This window comes from Pedobacter jejuensis (genome assembly GCF_003725795.1).
Classification (GTDB): domain Bacteria; phylum Bacteroidota; class Bacteroidia; order Sphingobacteriales; family Sphingobacteriaceae; genus Pedobacter; species Pedobacter jejuensis.
Genome location: NZ_RBEE01000043.1, coordinates 59,765 through 83,283, shown reverse-complemented (window position 1 = coordinate 83,283; position 23,519 = coordinate 59,765). Strand labels below are relative to the sequence as shown.

Sequence of the window (23,519 nt, the reverse complement as noted above, 5' to 3'; positions counted from 1 at the left end):
CTCAAAATACAACACAGACATCGACGAAGTGGTGCAGAGTTAAGATAATCTATGCTTGGATAATAACTAACTAATTATATTATTATAACTAAACCAAACCTTACACTTAAAATAATTGCTTTGTAAACATTTAAAGTAAATATGTCAATTTGTCACTTTTAATTTTATTTATGTACTTTTGCAATCCCCAAAATGTTATTAAATAATGATTGATTTACAAGTACAGGATAAGACGCATGATGAAGCAAGGCAGGGTGAAGCTTTAATTTTAGAAGCACCCGTAAAGGCCGATGCACGTAAATTATACATAGAAAGCTATGGTTGCGCAATGAATTTTGCAGACAGTGAAATTGTTGCATCTATACTTTCCGAAACAGGTTTTGAAACCACTGGCGATTATCACCAGGCAGATGTAATCTTTATCAACACCTGTTCTATTCGTGAAAACGCAGAAACTAGGGTTAGAAATCGACTTTCTCAATTTGGGGTTGAGAAACGCCGGAATCCAAAACTAATTGTAGGCGTTTTAGGCTGTATGGCAGAGCGCCTAAAATCTAAATTTTTAGAAGAAGAACGTTTGGTTGATGTTGTTGTTGGTCCGGATGCATACCGCGATTTGCCCAACTTAATTGAGCAGGTGGAAAGTGGTCACAAAGCTGTAAACGTACTTTTATCGCGTGAAGAAACTTATGCAGATATTAGTCCTGTTAGGTTAAATAGCAACGGCATAACTGCTTTTATATCCATTACAAGGGGTTGTAATAATATGTGCTCGTTTTGTGTAGTTCCATTTACACGGGGTAGAGAACGCAGTCGCGATGCACATTCTATTGTTGCAGAAGCTCAAAGTCTTTTCGATGCGGGTTATCGTGAAGTTACGCTTTTGGGGCAAAACGTGGATTCATACACCTGGACTTCAGAAGATGGATTGGAAACGGTAAATTTTGCTCAGCTTTTAGCGCAAACGGCTTTAATAAACCCCGATTTAAGGGTTCGTTTTTCTACATCTCATCCGAAAGATATTACGGATGAAGTTTTATATACCATTGCTAAATACGATAATATTTGCAATTACATTCACCTGCCAGTTCAATCTGGAAATACTCGTGTTTTGGAGTTGATGAACAGAACTTACACCCGCGAATGGTACATTAACAGGATTGACGCAATCAAAAAAATTATCCCAGGTTGTGCAATTTCTACAGATATTATTGCTGGTTTTTGTACAGAAACAGAAGAAGAACATCAAGATACTTTAAGCATGTTGGATTATGTGAAATATGATTTTGCATATAATTTCACTTATTCAGAAAGACCAGGAACACTTGCTGCCCGTAAATTGGCGGACGATATACCTGAAGAGGTTAAGAAACGCCGTTTGGCTGAAATTCTGGCTAAACAACAAGCGCATTCATTATTACGTTTGCAAGAATGGGTTGGTAAAACGGTACGTGTTTTAATAGAAGGCACATCAAAAAAATCAGACCAAGATTATTGCGGAAGAGGTGATAGCGGAGCAATGGCAATTTTCCCTGCCATTGATGGGGTAAAACCTGGGCAATATGCAAATGTATTAATCGAAAAATGCACATCAGCAACGCTGATTGGAAGGATTGTTTAATTTGAGTTGCCTGTTATGGGTGACGAGTTACGGGGCTTTTGCCAATTGATGCACCCAAACTTTTAACAGGTAACAAACAACTCGTAACACAACAAATGGATACACAAAATATAAAACAACGATTCGGTATTATTGGCAATTCGCCGTTACTTAATCGTGCTATAGATATTGCAAGCCAGGTAGCACCTACAGATATGTCGGTACTAATTACTGGTGAAAGTGGTAGTGGTAAAGAGGTTTTTTCTCAAATTATCCATCAAATGAGTGCCAGGAAACACGGTGCTTTTATTGCTGTAAACTGCGGCGCCATTCCCGAAGGAACAATAGATTCAGAATTATTTGGGCATGAGAAAGGTTCGTTTACAGGTGCACACGAAGCACGTAAAGGATATTTCGAAGTGGCTAACGGCGGTACAATTTTTTTAGATGAAGTAGCTGAACTTCCATTAGGAACTCAGGCTCGTTTATTGAGGATTTTAGAAAGCGGTGAATATTTACGCGTAGGTTCATCAAAGGTTCAAAAAACAGATGTTCGTATTATTGCTGCAACAAATGTTGATGTTTACAACAGAGTTAAAAATGGAAAATTTCGAGAAGATTTATATTATCGCTTAAATACCGTTCCATTGCGTATTCCTGCATTGCATGAACGTAAAGAGGATATTTATTTATTATTCAGAAAGTTTTCTGCCGATTTTAGTGATAAATACCGTAGTCCTGGATTACAATTAGAGCCCGATGCAGTACAAATTTTAACCAACTACAGCTGGCCAGGAAATGTTAGGCAGTTGAAAAATATTGCAGAGCAAATTTGCGTTTTAGAAAAAGATAGAAACGTAACCGGTCAAGCAATTTTAAATTATATCCCTAATGAAGCAGGCAGCAATTTGCCTATGACCATTAATGCTCAGTCGAAAGAAGATTTTACCGAAAGAGACATTTTGTATAAAGTGCTGTTCGATATGAAAAAGGATATGGTTGAGCTTAAAAAACTGGTTGCAGAAATTATTCAGCATGGCGGTAATACGGCTACGGTTTTGGCAGATAATCCACAATACATCAATCAGCTTTATAGAGATGTGGAACTACCAGCCGGGCAAGAGCATGGTTTTACCATACAACAGCCGACTCCGAATTCAAATAGCAATGGCGTTAATAATGCAGATTATAATTTCGCTCACGATGCCGAAGAGGTTGAAGAATCATTATCGTTATTTGATAAAGAATCTGACTTGATAAAAAAAGCATTGAAAAAGCATAAGGGAAAACGAAAGTTTGCCGCTCAAGAATTAGGAATATCTGAACGTACGCTCTACCGCAAGATTAAAGAATTGAGTTTATAAACGATTTTATGAAGATTAAGATATTTGCATTTTTAATTGTTACTGCATTAAGTTCGTGTGCTTATACATTTAGTGGAGCATCCATTCCGCTAGAAATGAAAACAGTTACAGTGCGTTTTTTCGAAAATAGCGCACAATTGGTAATTCCAACTTTAAGTCAGCAATTTACCGAGGCGGTTAAATCTCGAATTCGTAGCCAAACGCGATTAAGCATTACGCCTACTGATGGCGATGCAATTTTTGAGGGTAGAATTACCGGGTATGATATCAGGCCTGTGGCTTTAACATCGAGCAGTACACCAACGGCTTCTAATAACCGCTTAACCATAACCGTTGCGGTTAAGTACATTAACAATATTAAAGGCCATGATAAAGAAAGCTTTGAAGAAAGTTTTTCGAGGTTTTATGATTTTCCTTTAAACGGTGCGTCAATACAATCGCTTCAGCCCGTAGCCATCGAAGCCATTAACAAACAACTTACCGAAGATATTTTTAACAGGGCATTTGCTCAATGGTAATTAAGAGCGATATTTTAGAAAGCTGAGGATTTCAATATTTTGGAAATGAACTTTTCTTGCGTATCGCTATCTTCACCTGTATCCCCATTGGGAGGGGGAAAGGAAATTGCGTAAATTACTTCTATAAAACTTGTAGTTTTTTTGGAAATGAACATTTAGTGCTCTTGGCGGACTGCAGCCCTGCTTTACATTTCAAGCCCAATGAAAAATTGGGGCTTTCCACTTCAATCAGGTTTACAAACAAAGGGTTGTGCACCATGCAAACCGTTAAAATGGAATACCACATTTGCAAATTAGCCCCGGTTGAAGCGAACACGTAGCAACAGCCATTTCGGCTGTTAGCGGAGTAAAGCGAAAAACGGGAACAAATTTAGTTTCTTGCACAAACCTTGCGCTGCAAAAAAATATAAAACGCTTGGCACATTTATGAACCAGTTTAATATTATTTTGGAAATGAACATTTAGTGCTCTTGGCGGTCTGCAGCCCTGCTTTACATTTCAAGCCCAATGAAAAATTGGGGCTTTTCATTTCAATCAGGTTTACAAACGAAGGTTTGTGCACCATGCAAACCGTTAAAATGGAACACATCTTTTGCAAATTAGCCCCGGTTGAAGCGAACACGTAGCAGCAGCCTTTTCGGCTGTTAGCGAAGTAAAGCGTAAAACGGGAACAAATTTAGTTTCTTGAACAGGCCTTGCGCTGCTAAAATATAAAATGCTTGGCAACGAGTTTGAAATTATTTTGAAAATAAGTTTATTGCTTTATTTATTTACCACCTCAGTCACCTTAGAAAACTAAGCTTAGACGTTTAAGCTTGTAAACTATTCTGGATTTTCTTGTACAAACCTTGCGCTGCTTAATTTTATGTAATAAGAACCTGAAAATAGATTTAAAGAAGCGAAAAAGACCTTTAAAATTTTAAAAACCATCCGCATTATTTATCTTAGCAGCAAACCTGAGTAATGGATAACAAAAAGCTACTTGCAAAATTAATGGCACAACCGGCAATGGTTGGGCATGAGCATATCCAAATGTTGCAGGAAATGTTAAAGGAATATCCTTATGCACAACCAATCCACTTACTTTTAGCCAAAGCTGATTCAGAATTTATACCTAAAGCAGCTTTATACAGCAATGGAAACGTGCTGTATAAAATAATGCAGGAAGAGCCTCCAGCCGAAATCAAACAAGATGAATTAGAAGAGTTTGCGATAGTTGATGCTGAAAGCACCGCTGATGAACAGGAAATTTTTGATGAGATAGGAGAAATTACTGAACACTCGGAACCTAAAATTACTCAGGCTGTAAATATAGAAACCCCTTATAATTTACCGGGTATTGATAGCCATTTAATGGATTTGCCGGTAAATGACGATAATTATATTGAAACCGCTGCTGCTACAGATTTTTTCGCTTTTGAAAAAAAATTAAGTACTGATGTGGTTAAGGTTCCGGAAATAGAAACGGTAGTACCTGATGAGCCAGAACATAGTTTTGTTTCAAAATATGATGACGACCAATTACCTTACACTTTTTTATGGTGGCTGGCTAAAACCCGTAAAGAGCACGACCAGATTTTTCAGCCTTATGCTCAACCTAAACCGCAGTTGGTAAAACAATCGCCAATAAAAAATCAGGATAGAGCAGAGTTTCAACAGCAATATGTAGAGCATATTTTTCATATCCAAACGCCGTTTGAAGTCGCAGATCATTTAGCAGAATATCCTGCAGCTGAAGCTAAAGATGCAAAGGGTGCCGAAATAATAGAAAAATTTTTAAAAGAAGACCCAACGATAAAACCTCCAAAACCAGAGCAAATAGATAATGAGAACAAAGCCAAAAAGAGTGCTGAAGACCGTTATGACTTGGTTTCGGAAACTTTAGCCAAAATTTACATCGAGCAAATGCTTTACCACAAAGCCATAGATACTTATAAAAAATTAAGTTTGAAATATCCAGAAAAAAGTGGTTACTTTGCCGACCTTATCCAATCTATAGAAAAGAAATTTTAAAATATATTTTATCATGATAACCTTTTTAATCATTTTATTAATTGTTGCCTGTGTAGCTTTAGGTTTATTTGTTTTAGTACAAAACCCTAAAGGCGGTGGTTTGGCAACTGGTGGTGGTACAAGTAATATGTTTGGCGTACAACGTACTGGCGATGTTTTAGAAAAAGGATCGTGGGTGTTGTTAGCACTAATTGTGGTTTTAACTTTATCAATTACTACTATTGCTAAAACAAACAACGGTGCAGCAGCAACCGGAAATACAGAAATTCAAGACCGTTTAAATAAAATGCCTTCTCCATCTCCACTTGGTGGCGGTGCAACTAACAACGCTACTCCTGTACAACCTGCACCAGCAGATACGACTAAAAAATAGTTAAGGCTAACAAGATATTTAAAAGCTTTCCTCAAAAGGGAAAGCTTTTTTTGTTTCTAAATCATTTGGAATTTAAATAAGCATTGTGGCGTTTGCTTATTTTCAATAGGACTAAAAATTACATCTAAACAAATGATAAAGTTCGCATTTATCGACGTAATTAGCGATATCTGTGGGGATAAGCACAGATTCATAAAAACACTATTAACCTGAATTCGATTCTTAAGCTTAATCAGTTTTATAGCTGCATTGCTTGTACGGCCCGTCTTGCTGAATTTATATCAGCATCTTTCCTGCAAAAAGGACCCTGAAATAAATTCAGGGTGACGTAAACTAAAAAAGCAGCTTATTAATAATGTATAGGAAAATTAATAATCGAACATAGGTTAATAGCCTAATTACCTTCTGCCAAGCTGACACCCAAAATTTCCGATATTCGCCATTTGTTTAAAAATTTGACAGTACAGGTGAAAATTTGTCCCTGCAAAGCTATTGGCATAAAAAGTGTAATTGTATGCTTAGTTAAAAACTTAAATCAAAATAAAAAAATAATAAAAGTTATGGCGTTAAACCTTAAACCAATTGCTGGCAGTTCGAACAGAGTAATCGTTGAACCGGCTGCGGCAGAAGAAAAAACTGCATCGGGTTTGTATATCCCTGATACTGCAAAAGAAAAACCATCTAAAGGAACTGTAGTTTCTGTTTCTGAAGAAGATTCTGAAGGTAAAAAAGCTAGCGTTAAAGTTGGTGATGTTGTAATTTATGGTAAATACGGCGGTACCGAATTTCCTTACGAAGGTAAAGACTACCTAATTATGCGTGAAACCGATATTTACGCTGTTGTTGGATAAATAATGATTGAATGACTGAGTTTCGAATGAGTGAATATTTCAACAATATGCCTATTCAATCATTCTCTCATACAATCAATCAATCATTTTAAATTATCATTCTATCATACAATCATTCAAAATTTAAAAATAAGATGTCAAAACAAGTAAAATATAACGTAGAAGCACGCGACGCCCTGAAAAGAGGTGTTGATATTCTTGCAAATGCAGTAAAAGTAACATTAGGTCCGAAAGGACGTAACGTAATTATCGATAAAAAATTCGGTTCTCCAGCAATCACTAAAGATGGGGTTACTGTTGCAAAAGAAATCGAATTGAAAGATGCGGTTGAAAACATGGGTGCTCAAATGGTTAAAGAAGTTGCATCTAAAACAGCTGATATAGCTGGTGATGGTACAACAACTGCAACAGTTTTGGCTCAGGCAATTATAACTACAGGTATTAAAAACGTTGCTGCAGGTGCAAATCCAATGGATTTGAAACGTGGTATTGATAAAGCGGTTTTGGCTGTTGTAGAAAACTTGAAAGCACAATCGCAAACGGTTGGCGAAGACAACAACAAAATTAAACAAGTTGCATCTATCTCAGCAAATAATGATGAGGTTATCGGTTCGTTAATCGCAGAAGCGATGAGCAAAGTTGGTAAAGATGGTGTAATTACTGTTGAAGAAGCAAAAGGTACTGAAACTGAAGTTAAAACAGTAGAAGGTATGCAATTTGACAGAGGTTATTTATCTCCATATTTTGTTACCAATGCAGATAAAATGGAAGCGGAATTAGAAAATCCTTACATTTTAATCTACGACAAAAAAATTAGCAACATGAAAGAATTGTTGCCAGTTTTAGAAAAAACTGTTCAAACTGGTAAACCATTGGTTATTATTTCTGAAGATTTAGACGGTGAAGCTTTAGCTACATTGGTAGTTAACAAAATCCGTGGTTCGTTAAAAGTTGTTGCAGTTAAAGCACCAGGTTTTGGCGATAGAAGAAAAGCAATGTTGGAAGACATCGCTATCTTAACTGGCGGTATTGTGGTATCAGAAGAAAGAGGTTATAAATTAGAAAATGCTGATTTAACTTACTTAGGTTCTGCTGAGAAAGTTGTTGTTGATAAAGACAATACAACTGTAATTAACGGTGCTGGTAATTCAGAAGATATTAAATCTCGTGTTAGCCAAATCAAATCTCAAATTGAAACAACTACATCTGATTACGATAAAGAAAAATTACAAGAGCGTTTGGCTAAATTAGCTGGCGGTGTTGCGGTTCTTTACGTTGGTGCAGCTTCTGAAGTTGAGATGAAAGAGAAAAAAGACCGTGTTGATGATGCTTTACATGCAACTCGTGCAGCTGTAGAAGAAGGTATCGTTGCTGGTGGTGGTGTTGCTTTCATCCGTGCGGTAGAAGCATTAGCTAACCTAAAAGGCGCAAACGAAGATGAAAATACTGGTATCCAGATTATTCGTCGTGCGATTGAAGAGCCATTACGTCAAATTTGCGAAAATGCAGGTATTGAAGGTTCTATCGTAGTTCAAAAAGTTAAAGAAGGAACAGGCGATTTCGGTTACAATGCCCGTACTGATGTTTACGAAAACTTAATTGGTGCTGGTGTTATCGACCCAACTAAAGTAAGTCGTGTAGCATTAGAAAATGCAGCATCGATTGCAGCGATGTTATTAACCACAGAAGTGGTTTTAGCAGATGAGCCAGAAGAAGCAGGTGCATCAGCACATCCTCCAATGGGTGGTGGTGGCATGGGTGGTATGATGTAATCAACTATCCACACAAATTACGTGTAAAATTAAATCCCTCAAAACTAAAGTTTTGGGGGATTTTTTGTTTGAAGAAATCGCTAAGAGGGCATTTATGTAAAAAATTTAATACTTAAGCCTTCGCCTTTCGTGTAAAGTTTTTAAAGAGTAGATAGTATTTCAGTAGTTTAGTTACTGAAAATTTGAAGAAAAGCAATATCGAATAAACTTTTACCAAACAAATAAGCGTTTTTTTTAGCCATTTTGGCTTTATTGCAATTGGCAGGTTGTATTTCTTTGCAAAATTCTTCTTTTCGGCAATTTCTTATTGTTAAAGATCTATGAAGACCTGGTTTATAAAGATTTCGCGTACCGCTGTTATTTTTTTGGCCTTTTTATTTTTTGCATCTCCGGTTTTTGCACAATTGACTATTGGCACTGTAGATTCCGGACCTTACACTCCTGGGAGTACGATAGCTGTTCCGTTTAAGATTGTTCCTAATTCTTGTATTACTCAAGGAAATGTTTTTCAGTTATACCTTTCTGATGCGAGTGGAGATTTTACAAACGAAAAGTTAATCGGTACTTATAATGGGTTTTACAGTACATATGTTAACGGAATTATTCCCGTTACTACACCCGCAGGCACAGGCTACCAAGTGCGGGTAAAGTCTATAACCCCTGCATTTATAAGTGATGTTTCTGAGGCCTTTGAAATTAAAGCCGGTACAATTGTTGAAGCTAAATTAGTTGCCCCATTATTAACGTCTACGAATACAGAAACATTCGGAACCTGTACAACAAAGGATAATAACGACATTGCGCTTTCCAATCAATCTACCACAAGTGCTGCTGTTACTGCAGCAATTACAAATGAGTTAACTTCGATATCTACAACCTTAGCCTTCGATACTCAAAATAAAATTTTTACCGCCTCATTAGCACATTACACTGTATTTGTCAAAGCAGTAATGCCAGATGGAAGAGTTGCCACCAAGGCATATATGGTTGTAAATAACTCTGCGGTAACAGCATTTTCAACAGCAGGTAATAATGTTGTTTGTTTACCCCTCGGTTACCTCACATTTACGGTTGTTACCTCAGGTATAGGCGGAATTCAAAATAACTTTCCTGGTGATGTTTATAGAATTAACTGGGGAGATGGTGTTTCAGAAACTTATACCCTTTGTGAAATTTTACAGAATTCAAATCTCGTTCGTCACCTCTACACAAAGTCGTCATGTGGTTTAACATCGACAGGAAGTAGCGGTTCAATTTTTAACGTTTTTGATATTACAATTAATGTAACAAATGCCTTTTGCGGCAATATTGGTACAGCGGTTTCTACAACAGCTAAAGTTGTTGTAAAGCCTGTAAATTCGTTCACTTTCAATAACCCAGGTTGTACTAATGCAGATATTACGTTCATCAATACTTCAATTGTAGGCGAGAATCCTAACACAAGTACAGCTGGTTGTACGCCAAATAATCTAACTTATAACTGGTTTGTAGATGGGGTCTTAATTGAAGCAAATAAACCTCGTTCTTTTAATTTCGTGCAAAAATTTACAACGCATGGTAAGCATGTAATTCGGTTAACATCAACAAGTTCGGGTGTTTGCGATGCAGACCCTGTTATACAAGACGTTTGTATTCAAGATCCTCCTCAGCCTATATTTACTTTAACAGGAAACACTTTCTGTGCACCTGCAATTGTAACACCTATTGACGCCTCTATTCTTGATTTCTTTTGTAACACGGATAATAATTATACCTGGACGGTTGTTCCATCTGTTGGTTTTGCAAACGGAACATCAGCTTCAAGCAAAGCACCTGATTTTAATTTTACTACAGCAGGAACCTATACCATTACGTTGAGCATTTCTACACCATCTTGTGGGATAGTTACTTCGGCACCTCAAACGATAGTTATTTCTGGAGCCAATGCGGGTATAGATCAGAGCTTATGTAGTGGAAATGAAATCTCCTTAAGTGGAAATGACCCGGGGTCTTATGCAGGTAAATGGTTATTGGTTTCGGGACAAACAGGTATAAGTTTTGCAGATGAGAATATTTACAATACAAAAGCTATCGGATTAGTTCCCGGGCAATTATATACTTTCAGATGGACGATTACAGGCACTGCAACTTGTCCTTTGAGTTATGATGAAGTAACCATAACTTATCCACCATCCGTTACCAATACAATTACATTTGCATCTACAACAGTTTGTTCCGGACAAAACATCACAATTACTGGAGATATCCCGACTGGTGGAAATGGGACTTTTTCTTACCAATGGCAAACCAGTACAGATGGAAATGTTTGGGTAAATATAGCCGGACGAACCACTAAAGATTTAACCATAGCAACTGTTAACTCTTTCTTTTACAGACGACAAGTTACTAGCGGAGGCTGCTCATCTAGCAGCAACGCAATACAAATTAGCGTTTTACCAGCTATAGCTGATAACAATATTTCAGCAGACCAGTCTATTTGTATTGGTGCAACTGTTTTGCCTTTAACCGGAACGCCGCCAACAGGAGGAGACGGTACAAATTTCACTTACCAATGGCAATCGAGTATTAACGGTACAACATGGGTTGACATTACTGGCGCTACGCTTATTAACTACGCTCCCCCACAACCTACAGCAACCATATATTATCGGCGTTTGGTTGCGAGTGGGGCATGTTCAGGAACTTCGCAAAATAGCAGTAATACAGTTACAATTACCGTGAATCAGCCTGCAAAGGCAGAAATTAATTTTATAAACGATAAAGGTTGTGCACCTTTTGCATTAACCGCTGCAAATATTACAGCAGGGCTTTATCCTGGAAGAAACAGTACGTTTACATGGTTTGCAGATAATGTTCAAATTGGAACTGGAGCAACTTTTCCTGGATACAACCTAGCTACAGATAACTCAAGCGTAATTATTAAGTTAGTTGTTACCAGTGGTGCAAATTGTGTGGGCGATGTAATAAGCCATACCTTTTCTACGTATCAAAGCGTAACGCCAAATTTTACACAAAATGTTACCGATGGTTGCGGACCACTTAGCGTTACCGTTGTAAATACTTCAAGTTCACTAACCGCTGCAACGTTTAAGTGGGATTTTGGAAATGGCACAACATCGAATTTGGCAACACCGCCAACGGTAATTTATCAACCAGACCCAGCTGGTCTCGACATTACCTATACCATAAAACTTGAAACCACCACACCTTGCGGAACGCTAACAAAAACTTCAACCGTTTTGGTAAAGGCTCAACCAATTTCAGTTTTCTCTCCTGATAAAACTACAGGTTGCTCTCCGTTTACAGCAACGTTCAGTAATACTTCCCCTGGTAATTACACCAGTTTTACATACGATTTTGGCGATGGAACAACCTTAAATACAAGAGATAAAAATAGCGTAACGCATACCTATACTACTATTGCGGTTAAGGATTATATCGTTAAAATGACGGCCAGAAACGATTGTGGCGTTAATGAATCTCAATACACGATAAGGGTTTCGCCTAATAATATTTTGCCAGAATTGGTTGTTAATGCAACCGAATTAAAAGGCTGCGCACCCTTAACGGTTAATTTTTTTAATAACACAAAAGGAGCAAGCACCTTTTATTACGATTTTGCAGATGGAAGCTCAGCACTTACGAGCACGGCTCCCGAAATGATTGCGCATACGTTTACCAAACCAGGTTCGTACTTGGTAACGTTGTATGCCTCTAACAGTTGTTCGAACGCTTACACCACAGAAACCATTGTCGTACTCGACCAACCAACGGTAGCGTTTACTTCTGATAAGACAATAGGTTGTAGCGGAACGGTTATCAGCTTTAAAAACAATAGTAAAAATGCCATAACTTATTTGTGGGATTTTGGTGATGGAACTACATCTACAGCTTTCGAGCCTCAACATACTTTTACGGGCACTGCTACGCATTACACCGTAAGTTTAAAGGCTACAAACCTTCAGGGCTGCAGTAATACTTCAATTATTCCTAATTACATAAATCTTGTTGCGCCACCACAATCGATTTTTACTGTCTTACCAGGAAATGAGCTATCCATTCCAAACTTCGCTTTTAGTTTTAGAGATGCAAGTTTAAATGGTGCAGGTAGCTGGGAGTGGAATTTTGGTGATGGGTCGACATCAACACTTCAAAATCCAACACATACTTACGCTAACGTAGGTGATTATACCGTAACGCTAAAAGTTTTAAATAAAGAAGGCTGCCCTGGAACATCATCTCAGGTTGTAAGGATTATTGGTGTTCCCGGATTTCTCTATGTACCAAATTCATTTATGCCCGCAAGCCAGAAAAATGAACTTCAAGCTTTTAAGGCAAAAGGCAGGGGTATTGACAATTGGACGATGACAATTTTTAATAAGTGGGGACAAGTTTTGTGGGAAACAACAAAATTAAGCGATGGTTCGCCGTTGGAAGGCTGGGATGGCAAATATAATGGTCAGGAGCAACCGCAAGGCGTTTATTTCTGGAAAATTGATTTGAAGTTTATTAATGGCGGCGAGTGGAAGGGGATGACTTATGATTCATCTGCCCCTAAGAAAACAGGAAACATATATTTAATAAGATGATGAAGGGCAGTTGGATCAATTTATTTATGTTGATAATGGTAATGCCTTTATTTTCGAGGAGCCAGGATCATATTTATTCTCAATTTTATAACTCACCGATTTACTTAAATCCAGCTCTAACAGGTCAATTTGAGGGTGATATTCGATTTAATGCTTTATACCGAAACCAATGGACTGGTCTTTCTGGCGACTTTTCTTACATGAGTGCTTCTGCTGATTTAAACCTGCAGAAGTTAAATAGCGGTGTGGGCTTAATTTTTAATAGAAGCAGCGAAGGAACCGCGTATTTACAAAAAAATAATATCGCTTTAAGCTATTCTTACATTATCAATGGTGATGATTTTACGCTTTCTTTCGGTCTGCAAGGCGGAGTAACCAATCAAAAATTAAACTGGGACAGGCTGGTATTTGGAGATCAGATTGATGTAACAGCAGGAATTATTCCGGGCATCATTTCAGGAGCTGAAAGACCAACTATCGATAGCAGATTTTACTTTGATGCAGCCGCTGGTGGAAATATGGTTTACAAGAATTTTATGGTTGGTCTTGGTTTGCATCATTTAAACCGCCCTGACGAATCTCTGGCAGGCTTCCAGGCTAAACTGCCCATGAGGATTTCGGGCAACCTGAGCTATAAACTTACTTTAATTGCAGATCAATATGATAGAGATGGAACGTACCTCATTCCTTCTATCGTGGCCTACAAACAGCAAAATGTAACATCGTTTAGTTTTGGCACACAATTTAAATATGCGGGTATAAACGCAGGGATTTGGTATCGGAATGATGGCAATTCTAACGGAAACGATGCGATAGTTTTCTCTGTAATATTCGACATTTTTAACAGACGAACAAATGGAGAAAAATTCAGAATTGGAATTAGCCATGATGCCACAACATCCAAAATAAATTATACAAACACCGGTGGAACTTCGGAAATTGGACTTGGCTATGAAAAATATTGGCTTAATAGTAGCAATTCTGGTCGTGCAAATGGTTTAAGATGTTATGATTTTTACTAATTTGCCATTTTGAATTAAAGGCAATGAATGAAATATTAGATAACGGTCATTTCATCACACAGAGTGAAGTCAATAAATTTCTTTTGGCAACATTGCTCTGCGGTTTAATTGGCGCAGAACGAGAATACAGAAGTAAATCTGCGGGCTTAAAAACCATGATGATGATTGGTTTGGGTGCAGCGCTATTTACTATTCTTTCCATAAAAATAGGGCCAACCAGTCAGGACAGAATCGCATCAAATATTGTTACGGGAATAGGTTTTTTGGGAGCTGGAGTTATTTTTAAAGAAGAAAATCGGGTTAAAGGTTTAACAACCGCTTGTATTATCTGGATTGTTGCGGCCATCGGAATGGCGGTTGGTTCTGGTTATTATGAGCAAGCCATTGGCGTAACTGCCGTTGTACTTTTAGCACTTATCGTTTTTCCTTTTTTAGAAGAAGTTGGCGATCGCAGGTTTACAAAACGTATTTATCGAATTGTTAAAAAGCAACATATGCAAGGCGATTTAGAAAGCTATGAAGAAGTTTTTAAAGAGAATAAACTTAAACCTCAAAGGGGAAAGCATCAGTTGGTAAACAATGTTATTACCGGAAACTGGACCGCAACCGGAACCCCAAAAAACCATCAGAAATTTGTGGAACAAATGTTAAAGGATAATGAAATTATAGAGTTTGATTTTTAAATTCAGAAAAAATTCAATTTTCTTTTCCGCTCTTTTTGACAATGGTTTTGTTTGTGCATTATCTGTGGCTCAATTATAATTCCTTATCCATAATCAAAATAGATTAAACTGGTGCCTAAACCTCACCCTATTAACCTAAGTTCGATTCTAAAACTTAATATTTTGCTGTTTTATCGCCGTATTGCTTATACGACACGTCTTGCTGAATTTATTTCAGCATCTTTCCTGCAAAGAAGACCCTGAAATAAATTCAGGGTGACTTTAGCTAAAAAAGCAGCTTATAATAATGTGAAGGGAAATTAATTATCGAACTCACCCTATTAATGTCGGTACTCTTTTAACTTTTACTACATCCCTTTCCTTGAAGAGAGAAAGAACGGATACTACTTTTAAGCCAAGCGTTTATGGAATGAAGGTAAAAGAAACCCGCGGTTTGAATGACAAGCTAAAGTTAATAAACCCGATTGTACGGATGCCATTTTTCATGGCAGGAGGGAAAGCGGGGCTGCTCTAAGCGAAAAACTACTAACTTTCATTTTCAAATTATTTAGATGGTAAACTATTCGGTAGTTGTAACACTTCAAAATTAATTCATCTGCTGGCCTCATGGGTTTAGTTTTAGCTGTATAAATCAAAATAGATTAAACTGGTGCCTAAACCTCATCCTATTAATGTCGGTACTCCTTTAACTGTTACTACATCCCTCTCCTTGAAGAGAGGGAAAGAAAGGATACTACTTTTAAGCCAAACGTTTACGGAATGAAGGTAGAGGAAACCTGCGGTTTGAAAAACAAACCATAGTTAATAAACCCGATTGTACGGATGCCATTTTTCATGGCAGGAGGGAAAGCGGGGCTGCTCTAAGCGAAAAACTACTAACTTTCATTTCCAAATTTTTTAGACAGTAAACTATTCGGTTGTTATAACACTTCAAAATTAATTCATCTGCTGGCTTCATGGGTTTTTATTTCCAAATCTTTCTAAAGAGTTTTTTTATTCAATCAATATTTTACGTCAAAATTTAATCGCCACAAGTTCTAAAACAATCATAGCTTTGTATAACTAAATATTTCATGATTAAAGAACAAATTTCAGTCTTCGATATTTTTAAAATAGGCATTGGTCCGTCAAGTTCTCATACACTTGGTCCCTGGCGTGCTGCACAACAATTCACAGCTTCACTTAAAGAAAACGATCTTTTAGATGATGTTGAAATGGTAAAAATATTGCTTTATGGCTCTCTTGCTAAAACAGGCAAAGGCCATGGAACTGATGTTGCGATTTTGCTGGGCTTAACGGGCGCAGACCCTGTTACTTTTAATGTTGATGTTGTTACGCCAACTTTTGAAGCCATAAAACAAGGCAAAAAGCTAAATCTGGCAGGAGCATTCGATATAAATTTCGATTACGATAATGATTTACTTTTTCTATTTGCCGAAAGTTTACCATTTCATCCTAATGCGGTTACGTTTCAGGCATTTTTGAAAAGTGGAAGAGCTTTTTCTGAAACTTATTATTCTATTGGTGGTGGTTTTGTAGTAAAAGAGGGAGAAGATAACAGTCAGAAAGTGCAAGTTGATTTACCTTTTCCGGTAGAAAAAGCGAAAGAACTTCTGCACTGGTGCTTATCAACCGGATTAAAAGTGAGCGAGATTGTGATGGAAAATGAAACTGCATGGCGACCAGAATCTGTTACCAAAGCGGGGATTCTTCAACATTTTGCAGTGATGCGGGATTGTATTTATCGTGGCTGTCACACTACCGGTTTTTTACCTGGCGGATTGGATGTTGCCAGAAGAGCTTTCCCACTCAATAAACGGTTAATGGGCAAGAGCGAATATCATGATTATAATTCTTGGATGGATGCGATTAGAAAAGGCGGTAATGGATTTAACTATATTTTAGATTGGGTTAGCTGTTTTGCTCTGGCTGTTAATGAAGAAAACGCTTCATTTGGACGTGTAGTAACAGCACCAACAAATGGTGCAGCAGGCGTAATTCCGGCCGTATTACAATATTACATTACTTTTTGTGATGGATACTCAGAAGAGAAAATCATTCAGTTTATTGCTTGTGCATCAGAGGTTGGTAGCATTTTCAAAAAAGGAGCAACCATTTCGGCGGCGATGGGTGGTTGTCAGGCAGAAATTGGAGTCTCATCGGCTATGGCTGCTGCGGCACTGACAGAATGTTTAGGTGGTTCTCAAAGACAGGTTTTAATGGCTGCAGAAATCGCAATGGAACACCACTTAGGTTTAACCTGCGACCCAATAGGCGGCTTGGTTCAAATTCCATGCATTGAAAGAAATACTATGGGCGCCATAAAGGCAATAACGGCAAGTCAGCTGGCTTTACAAAGTAATCCTGATAAGGCAAAAGTAAGTTTAGATGCCGTTGTAAATACCATGTGGGAAACCGCTTTGGATATGAATGCAAAATACAAAGAAACATCAGATGGGGGTTTGGCAACCAACATTCCGATTAGTTTACCGGAGTGTTAAAGAATTTCATAACCTAAGACACCTTAGTTCATCTAAGAAAAGCTTCCGCTCTGCGAAAAGAAGGAAACAAAGAACTGTAATTAACTTTTCAAATCTTTTGTATCCTTGTGGTTAAAACTGGCTCCTGCTTTTTTTTTACTTTTCCATGGAATAAATACTTTGTGCGCTCTGCGAAAAACTTAGCGTTCTTTGCGGTTAAAATAAACCCGAATAAGTCAGCACCAACCACCAAACTCCTGTCGTAATAAACGATAATAAGATTCCAATCCCAACCACTAAATTAGAAACCTTAGGATTTAAGTTATACTGGTCGGCGACAACACCTGCGGTTAACAGAGTTGGCATCGCCATTTCGAAAATTGTTATTTTAGTTATCATGCCATTCATCCCTAAAAGCAAAGCGATAGCCAGAACCGAAAATGGTGCTAAAATCAATTTGTATAACAAAGCAAAGCTGATGTGTTTGATTTCACTAAACCAGCCGCCAAATTTGAGTTGCAAACCGATAGAAAACAAAGCTAACGGACCAACCGTACCTGCGAGTTTATCAAACAATATATCCAGTGCAGATAAATCTAAATAGCGAGGTAAAATTAATGCCAAAATACATCCAATCAATGGTGGAAAAGTCAGCACCTTTTTAAGCACCAATTTTGAGTTTAGTTTCTGCTGTTGCGAAGAACGAATTGCTAGAATGATCCCAATTGTAGAAAGCAAAGTGAATGTCACTTGGTCGCATATTACGGCAATTGCCAATTCTTTTTCACTAAAATAAGCTATGATTAACGGGAAACCAATAAATGACGTATTGCTTAAAGAACTGACCAGTTTCAGCCCGCCAGATGTTGCCTTGCTAAGCTTGCTAAACTTCGAATACATCGTAATAAATAACCAGCCTAGCATCCACACGCAAATAGGAGCCAAGGCAGGAAAAAGTAAATCTTTGGTCCAGGTGATATGAGGAAGATATTTAAACGAAACCGCTGGTAACGCAATGTAAATTATCCAGGCGTTAATGCCTTTATGAGCATCTTTGGGTAAGGCTTTACTTTTGCGGAAAAGAATTCCTGCAAGAATGCATATACCGATTAAAATAAAATTGGCCATCGAATAAGGGAAAGATAACGATAAAAAGAAAAACGCCATCCAGAAATTCTGTTGACGTTTAAATTTACTTAACTTGGATTGCTTGGCTTAGGCTTTTTCTTATGCCAAACCTTTTTCTTGCCGTTATTTTGGTGGGGTCTTTTTTCTTCCACATGCGTAATTTCCATTGCAGAAATGTGCTCAGGTAATGTCATTCTTGGAACTTCTTTTTCAATCAGCTTCTCTATGTTATCAAATTTGCGCTTGTCTCTGCCGTTAACTAAAGTTATGGCTGTTCCTTTTGTAGAAGCCCTTGCAGTTCTGCCAATTCTGTGAACGTAATCTGCCGGGTCGCCAGGAACATCGTAATTAATTACCAAATCAATTCCCTCAACATCAATCCCACGAGACAAAACATCTGTTCCAATCAAAATAGGCAATCTTCTGTTTTTAAAAGCAAGCAAAATATCTTCTCTTTCTTTCTGACCTAAATCCGAATGGAAAGCCTCGGCTTTAATACCTAAACCTCTAAAAGCTTTGTAAAGCGCTTTAACTTTATCTTTGGTAGATACGAAAATGATACTGCTTTTATACGTACCGTCTTTAAAAATGTCAGTCAATAAAGCTTGTTTCTGCTGGTCGTGAATGATATAAGCCTGTTGGTTAATTCCTTCTGCAGGTTTTGCAATCGAGATGGTAATTTGTTGTGGTTCGTGCAAAATTTTACTCGCCATCGTTCTTATTTTTGGCGCCATCGTAGCCGAAAATAAAAGGGTTTGTCGTTTTTTGGGCAGGTAACTTATAATGCGGATAATGTCATCATAAAAACCCATATCCAACATTCTGTCGGCTTCATCTAAAATTAAATGCTGCAAGTGTTCTAGTTTTAAAACACCAGAAGATAAATGTGCCATTAAACGGCCGGGGGTTGCAATAATAACATCAACACCATCACGCATTGAGCGTTTTTGTTGCTCGTATGCAATACCATCGCCACCACCATAAACTGCCAATGAGCTGATGTTGGTAAAATATGCTAGCGCCTCAACCTGTAAATCAATCTGTTGCGCAAGCTCGCGGGTTGGCGCTAAAATTAAGGTATTGTTATGCCTGTCTTTTGCCTTCATTATTTTGTCCATTACAGGCAATAAATAGCTGGCTGTTTTCCCGGTACCTGTTTGGGCACATGCAATAAGATCATGATTATCTAAAATTACCGGAATGGCCTGTTCTTGTATCGGAGTAGCGCTTTTATACCCCATTGCCATCAGGCCTTCGTATAAATCGGGGTTAAAATTAAAGTCGTTAAAATTCAATCTGTTATGTTTTTTATTTCAGCAAAAGTACCTTAAAATACGACGAATAGCAAACCACATTTAAAACTCGACGTGTTAAATGATTTGGAAAGCAATGTTTGGTGCTGTTTGGTTGCGATAGTCCCGCTTTTGCTCCAATCTTTCTTAAACCTATAAGGTTTTAAAAACCTTATAGGTTTAATCAAAAGTATTTCCGCGATAATCGGGTTTAGATAACTCAGTTCAGTGCGAGAAACCTAGGTCGCAAAGCGTAAACCCGACCTACGATGTTTAGTGGGAATAAGTAGGTGGAAAGTTCATAAGCCTCAAAATTCAATTCCCAAAGAACGTATTAAACTTTTGAAGTTCCCCTTTGCTTTTGACCGTTTAACCTTCGCAAGTTAAACTTACTTTTTCCGCGTCTTCCGTGTTTCCGTGGCAAAAAATCTTTTAGCAGCAAAAAAAAGCCCCGACTGCAAAACAATCGGGGCTCAGAAATTATAATAGACGAAACTTAGTTTACTGCGATATCTTTAGCAGGTATATTCGTTTCGGGGTTTTTAGGAAGTGTAATTTTTAAAATTCCATCAGCATAACTGGCAGATATATTTTCGCTAAGTACTTTTCCGTTTAAAGCAAAAGCCCGCTCAAAAGCACCATTGCTGTATTCTCTCCTACTAAATTTCTCAGCAGATTCTACATTTTCTTTTGGTGTGTAAGAAATTGTTAAAACGTCATCTTTGGTTATAACTTTCAAATCTTCTTTTACCAATGCTGGTGCAAAAAGGTGGATGATGAAATTTTCGTCTGATTCTTCAATATTTGCCGGTACGCGTCTAAACCCACTACCAAACATTTCTTGTGCATGTTGTGCAAATCTTCTGTGGTGATAACCACCAAATCTTCTGCCCCAGCCATTATTCATTTTGCCCGAATGGCATCTATTTTCGTTGTACATTTTTTTAATTTTAATTGTTTTTAATCTGTTAATTCATTGGCCCGAAGCCAATATTTTTAATTGGAGACACCATATTGTGTTTTCGGAATTCCCAATAACTGTGTAATGATATTTGCGTATGGATAAGCAGGAGAGAAAACGGCATAATCAAATTTCAATCCTCGTATCTTTTCCACGATATCATCTATAAACTTCATCGGTTCTAATAGCGCCGTAATTAAACCGGATTTTGGTTCTTCCATATCTTCTGTTGTATGGAAAACATCCAAATTTTTACTGTATGCTTTAAAATCAGCACCAATATTTTCGATAGATTGTTTAAATTCATCAGAACTGAAGAAAGTAACCTGTTCACCTCGGATAATTAAATCACTTGCCAGGCTTAAATTTGGTTTAACATCACCTTGTGATGGAACGCTTAGAAATAGAACTTGAGACATTAGCTTGTTTATTTAATATTGGTGCTATCAATTGGTGTTATCGAAGTATCAACAGCTTTTCTGCCGTGGTGACTGAAACCGTTATGTCTGTTTTCGTGGTTGCAATCGTGCTCGTGATAATGTCTGTTTTTGAAATCTAACCTATCGCGATAACCATTCATTACAGCGAATGTGTTTAAGCTATAAAATGTTGCTCCAGCAACTGCAAACGCTAATAATATTCTAAATGCTTTCATGGCTTTAATAATTTACATTGATGTTTTGAACAAAACCATTTCCTTTAACTTCAGGCTTATACCATTGATTATCAATTGATACAATTGGAGAGAAGTAATTTCCATAGCTTTCAAATCTACCATCAAAATAACTACGTTTTCTATCCCTAGAAATCATTTTGAATATCAAGCCGATTACCAATACAGCAAATATAAATTTGAATATAAAAGGTATGAAGAATGCGGTTGCACCAAGTACAATCCCGAATCCTATTGTTTTTAATATTTGTTTCATGTTATTATCTGTTTATATAATAGGGAAGACGGCAGCATTTAATTTTTACTTTAAAAAAAAATAAAAAATGTTTTACCGTCATGGAAAAACTTCACCCTGTGAATGTTGCCAGGAGAAATTAAACTTGTGTAGGAGGCTGTATCATAAATACAAATGTCATCTTGAGCCTGTCGAAGGACTTACATAAACTGCCTCTTGGGGCGTTTCGACAAGCTCAACGTGACAAGATTCAAGGATAAATTGATTTATGATAAAGCATAAGTTTAAAATTGTGGGCTAAACCAACTGCCTGAAAATGGAGAAATAGGCGTGCTAATACCATCAACTTTCATAGTTGCGGGACTTGCATAGCAGATATTTGTAGGAAAAAACGACAAACTGTTGGCTGTTTCAATCATAAACCACCGACCAAAATAATTTTCAGCTGTGTTGGAGGTATTGTGAAGTGGGCGAAAGTCTCAAATTATTTTCGAAAACAGTTTATTGAGTTTTTACACAAATAGATGCAAGCCTTGAACTTTTGCTTTAAGCCAAAAGAAGAGAGCCCGTCTGGCGAAGACAAAAAAACACCCCGCCCTGCGGGCACCCCTCTAAAAGAGGGGAATTACAAATCGCAGAGATTACTACATAAATAAAAAAGCCAGCTGAAAAGCTGGCTTAAAATTATTCCTTATTACGGTGTCCCCAACCACTACACCTCCGTTTATATTCTTCTTTAAATTTTACACGTTCCTCATCGTTCATGCTTTGCCATTTAGAACGCATCCCCATAGCCTTTTCACGGAAGCGATTATTGCCTCCGCCCTTATTAAAATTACCGAAAAGCAATCGGCATAAGACTAGTAAGCCAAGTGCCTGCCAAAAATTTAATGTTCCGGTGTGTGCTACTTCTGGTAAAATCCAGTTCCATAAATACATTACGGTATAGCCTAATGCCGTAGCAATTAACGCTATAACAGGGATAAAGAAAAAGAATTTCTTGCCTTTACTAAACTTTCTGTTTCTCATTTCCTTCTAAATTAATAGTTAATAAATTCTTGATATAAATTTTGTAAACGGCTACGCAAATGTTTCACTGCATAGCCTTTTCTCGATATTAAAGTTTTAATGTTTTCGCCACTTTCATCAGCCAATTCCTGAAAGGTTCTATCTTCCAATTCGTTTTGAACGAAGACATAACGCTGGTTTTCTGGTAATTCTTCTAAAGCTACAAACAGCTGGTCCCAAAAAAGTTTCTTCAAACTTTCCTCTTCAGGCGAAAAAGCTTCTGCTAATAAAATTTCCCTAAAATTAATTTCACCATCCTCATCCTCGAAACTCAAATCTTCAATAAGCACATCTTTTTGTTTCCGATACTTGTCGGTAATCTTATTTCTTGCCACCCGATAAAGCCATCCGCTCATTTGTTCTATCGCACCCGCCTCGGGTTGGTTGCTCAATTGATACCACACATCCTGTAAAATATCTTCTGCATCCTCATCCGTATTCACCCGCCCACGAATGAAACTGAATAAGCGCTTACCATAATTGGCAACTGTAGAAATTATATTTTGGGATTCGTTTGTGGGCAAAATTTTTCGATTGATAAACCTGTAAACGGATGAAAGTCAATATTACTTTAAATTATTCTAACTTTTTTATTTGAATTGGTTACGTTAACGGTTTATAAAATTTGCAGAGGCATTGCGCTCCAAAAAATAAAAAAATTGTATAATGGAATTTGATTAAAGGTCTATTTTGGAAATGAACATTCATTTGCATTTGGCGGTCAGCAGTCCCGCCATGCGCTGTAGCCTCATGAAATATTCGTGGCTGTCGCTGTTGTCGGGTTTAAGAACAGTGGCTTGTTGCAAACCGTTAAAAATTGTACTGCTTTAGCCACCTAGCCCTGGGTGCAGCGGTACCCTGCAGCGAGGAGGCACGACGATGCAAAGCGTACAAGCG

The 23,519-nt window shown here is 37.6% G+C and carries 20 protein-coding genes; 12 read left to right on the top strand and 8 right to left on the bottom strand.

The features are described from left to right. Positions 1-205 precede the first annotated feature (205 nt). The 12 genes from miaB (at position 206) to D7004_RS16875 (ending at position 17,286) form a co-directional block, all read left to right on the top strand. The gene (gene miaB, locus D7004_RS16925; RefSeq protein ID WP_123207006.1) at positions 206-1,621 is read left to right on the top strand and encodes a tRNA (N6-isopentenyl adenosine(37)-C2)-methylthiotransferase MiaB; all 1,416 of its coding nucleotides are present in this window, start codon (positions 206-208) and stop codon (positions 1,619-1,621) included. Positions 1,622-1,716: 95 nt separating this feature from the next. Then, entirely contained in the window at positions 1,717-2,964 is a 1,248-nt protein-coding gene (locus tag D7004_RS16920) for a sigma 54-interacting transcriptional regulator (protein ID WP_123207211.1), read from the top strand. A gap of 8 nt (positions 2,965-2,972) precedes the next feature. Beyond that, entirely contained in the window at positions 2,973-3,482 is a 510-nt protein-coding gene (locus D7004_RS16915) for an LptE family protein (protein WP_123207005.1), read from the top strand. Between the two features lie 963 nt (positions 3,483-4,445). Further along, complete coding sequence (locus D7004_RS16910; RefSeq protein ID WP_123207004.1) at positions 4,446-5,495, top strand: hypothetical protein; 1,050 nt, start codon at positions 4,446-4,448, stop codon at positions 5,493-5,495. 13 nt (positions 5,496-5,508) lie between these two features. After that, the gene (secG, locus tag D7004_RS16905; RefSeq protein ID WP_123207003.1) at positions 5,509-5,868 is read left to right on the top strand and encodes a preprotein translocase subunit SecG; all 360 of its coding nucleotides are present in this window, start codon (positions 5,509-5,511) and stop codon (positions 5,866-5,868) included. A gap of 560 nt (positions 5,869-6,428) precedes the next feature. Next, positions 6,429-6,719, top strand: coding sequence for a co-chaperone GroES (locus tag D7004_RS16900; protein WP_025141798.1), 291 nt, complete (start codon positions 6,429-6,431; stop codon positions 6,717-6,719). Positions 6,720-6,853: 134 nt separating this feature from the next. Then, a complete protein-coding gene (gene groL / locus D7004_RS16895) occupies positions 6,854-8,491 on the top strand; it encodes a chaperonin GroEL (RefSeq protein ID WP_123207002.1) in 1,638 nt (545 codons plus the stop codon). A 320-nt stretch (positions 8,492-8,811) separates the two neighbouring features. Beyond that, positions 8,812-13,080: a PKD domain-containing protein gene (locus D7004_RS16890; protein WP_123207001.1), complete on the top strand. Its 4,269-nt coding sequence runs from the start codon at positions 8,812-8,814 to the stop codon at positions 13,078-13,080. Beyond that, positions 13,077-14,102, top strand: coding sequence for a PorP/SprF family type IX secretion system membrane protein (locus D7004_RS16885; protein ID WP_244214369.1), 1,026 nt, complete (start codon positions 13,077-13,079; stop codon positions 14,100-14,102). Before D7004_RS16890 ends, D7004_RS16885 begins: the two co-directional genes overlap by 4 nt. A gap of 23 nt (positions 14,103-14,125) precedes the next feature. After that, positions 14,126-14,785 (top strand): MgtC/SapB family protein, encoded by a 660-nt coding sequence (locus D7004_RS16880; RefSeq protein ID WP_123207000.1) that lies wholly within the window; start codon positions 14,126-14,128, stop codon positions 14,783-14,785. A 361-nt stretch (positions 14,786-15,146) separates the two neighbouring features. Continuing rightward, entirely contained in the window at positions 15,147-15,299 is a 153-nt protein-coding gene (locus D7004_RS20745; RefSeq protein WP_167459526.1) for a hypothetical protein, read from the top strand. Between the two features lie 559 nt (positions 15,300-15,858). Next, positions 15,859-17,286 (top strand): L-serine ammonia-lyase, encoded by a 1,428-nt coding sequence (locus tag D7004_RS16875; protein WP_123206999.1) that lies wholly within the window; start codon positions 15,859-15,861, stop codon positions 17,284-17,286. A 195-nt stretch (positions 17,287-17,481) separates the two neighbouring features. On the opposite strand, the gene D7004_RS16870 is transcribed toward D7004_RS16875, so the two are convergent. The 8 genes from D7004_RS16870 to D7004_RS16835 all read right to left on the bottom strand — a co-directional run bounded on the left by D7004_RS16870 (position 17,482) and on the right by D7004_RS16835 (position 23,146). Beyond that, positions 17,482-18,432: an AEC family transporter gene (locus D7004_RS16870; protein WP_244214368.1), complete on the bottom strand. Its 951-nt coding sequence runs from the start codon at positions 18,430-18,432 to the stop codon at positions 17,482-17,484. Between the two features lie 29 nt (positions 18,433-18,461). Then, complete coding sequence (locus D7004_RS16865) at positions 18,462-19,688, bottom strand: DEAD/DEAH box helicase (protein ID WP_123206997.1); 1,227 nt, start codon at positions 19,686-19,688, stop codon at positions 18,462-18,464. A gap of 493 nt (positions 19,689-20,181) precedes the next feature. Beyond that, on the bottom strand, positions 20,182-20,625 hold the full coding sequence (locus tag D7004_RS16860) for an Hsp20/alpha crystallin family protein (protein ID WP_123206996.1): 444 nt from the start codon (positions 20,623-20,625) through the stop codon (positions 20,182-20,184). A gap of 56 nt (positions 20,626-20,681) precedes the next feature. Next, on the bottom strand, positions 20,682-21,065 hold the full coding sequence (locus D7004_RS16855; protein WP_123206995.1) for a glycosyltransferase: 384 nt from the start codon (positions 21,063-21,065) through the stop codon (positions 20,682-20,684). Between the two features lie 8 nt (positions 21,066-21,073). Next, complete coding sequence (locus D7004_RS16850) at positions 21,074-21,301, bottom strand: hypothetical protein (RefSeq protein ID WP_123206994.1); 228 nt, start codon at positions 21,299-21,301, stop codon at positions 21,074-21,076. A 4-nt stretch (positions 21,302-21,305) separates the two neighbouring features. Then, a complete protein-coding gene (locus D7004_RS16845; RefSeq protein ID WP_123206993.1) occupies positions 21,306-21,575 on the bottom strand; it encodes a hypothetical protein in 270 nt (89 codons plus the stop codon). 663 nt (positions 21,576-22,238) lie between these two features. Further along, positions 22,239-22,583, bottom strand: coding sequence for a hypothetical protein (locus tag D7004_RS16840; protein WP_123206992.1), 345 nt, complete (start codon positions 22,581-22,583; stop codon positions 22,239-22,241). An 11-nt stretch (positions 22,584-22,594) separates the two neighbouring features. Continuing rightward, positions 22,595-23,146 (bottom strand): RNA polymerase sigma factor, encoded by a 552-nt coding sequence (locus D7004_RS16835; RefSeq protein ID WP_123206991.1) that lies wholly within the window; start codon positions 23,144-23,146, stop codon positions 22,595-22,597. Positions 23,147-23,519 lie beyond the last annotated feature (373 nt).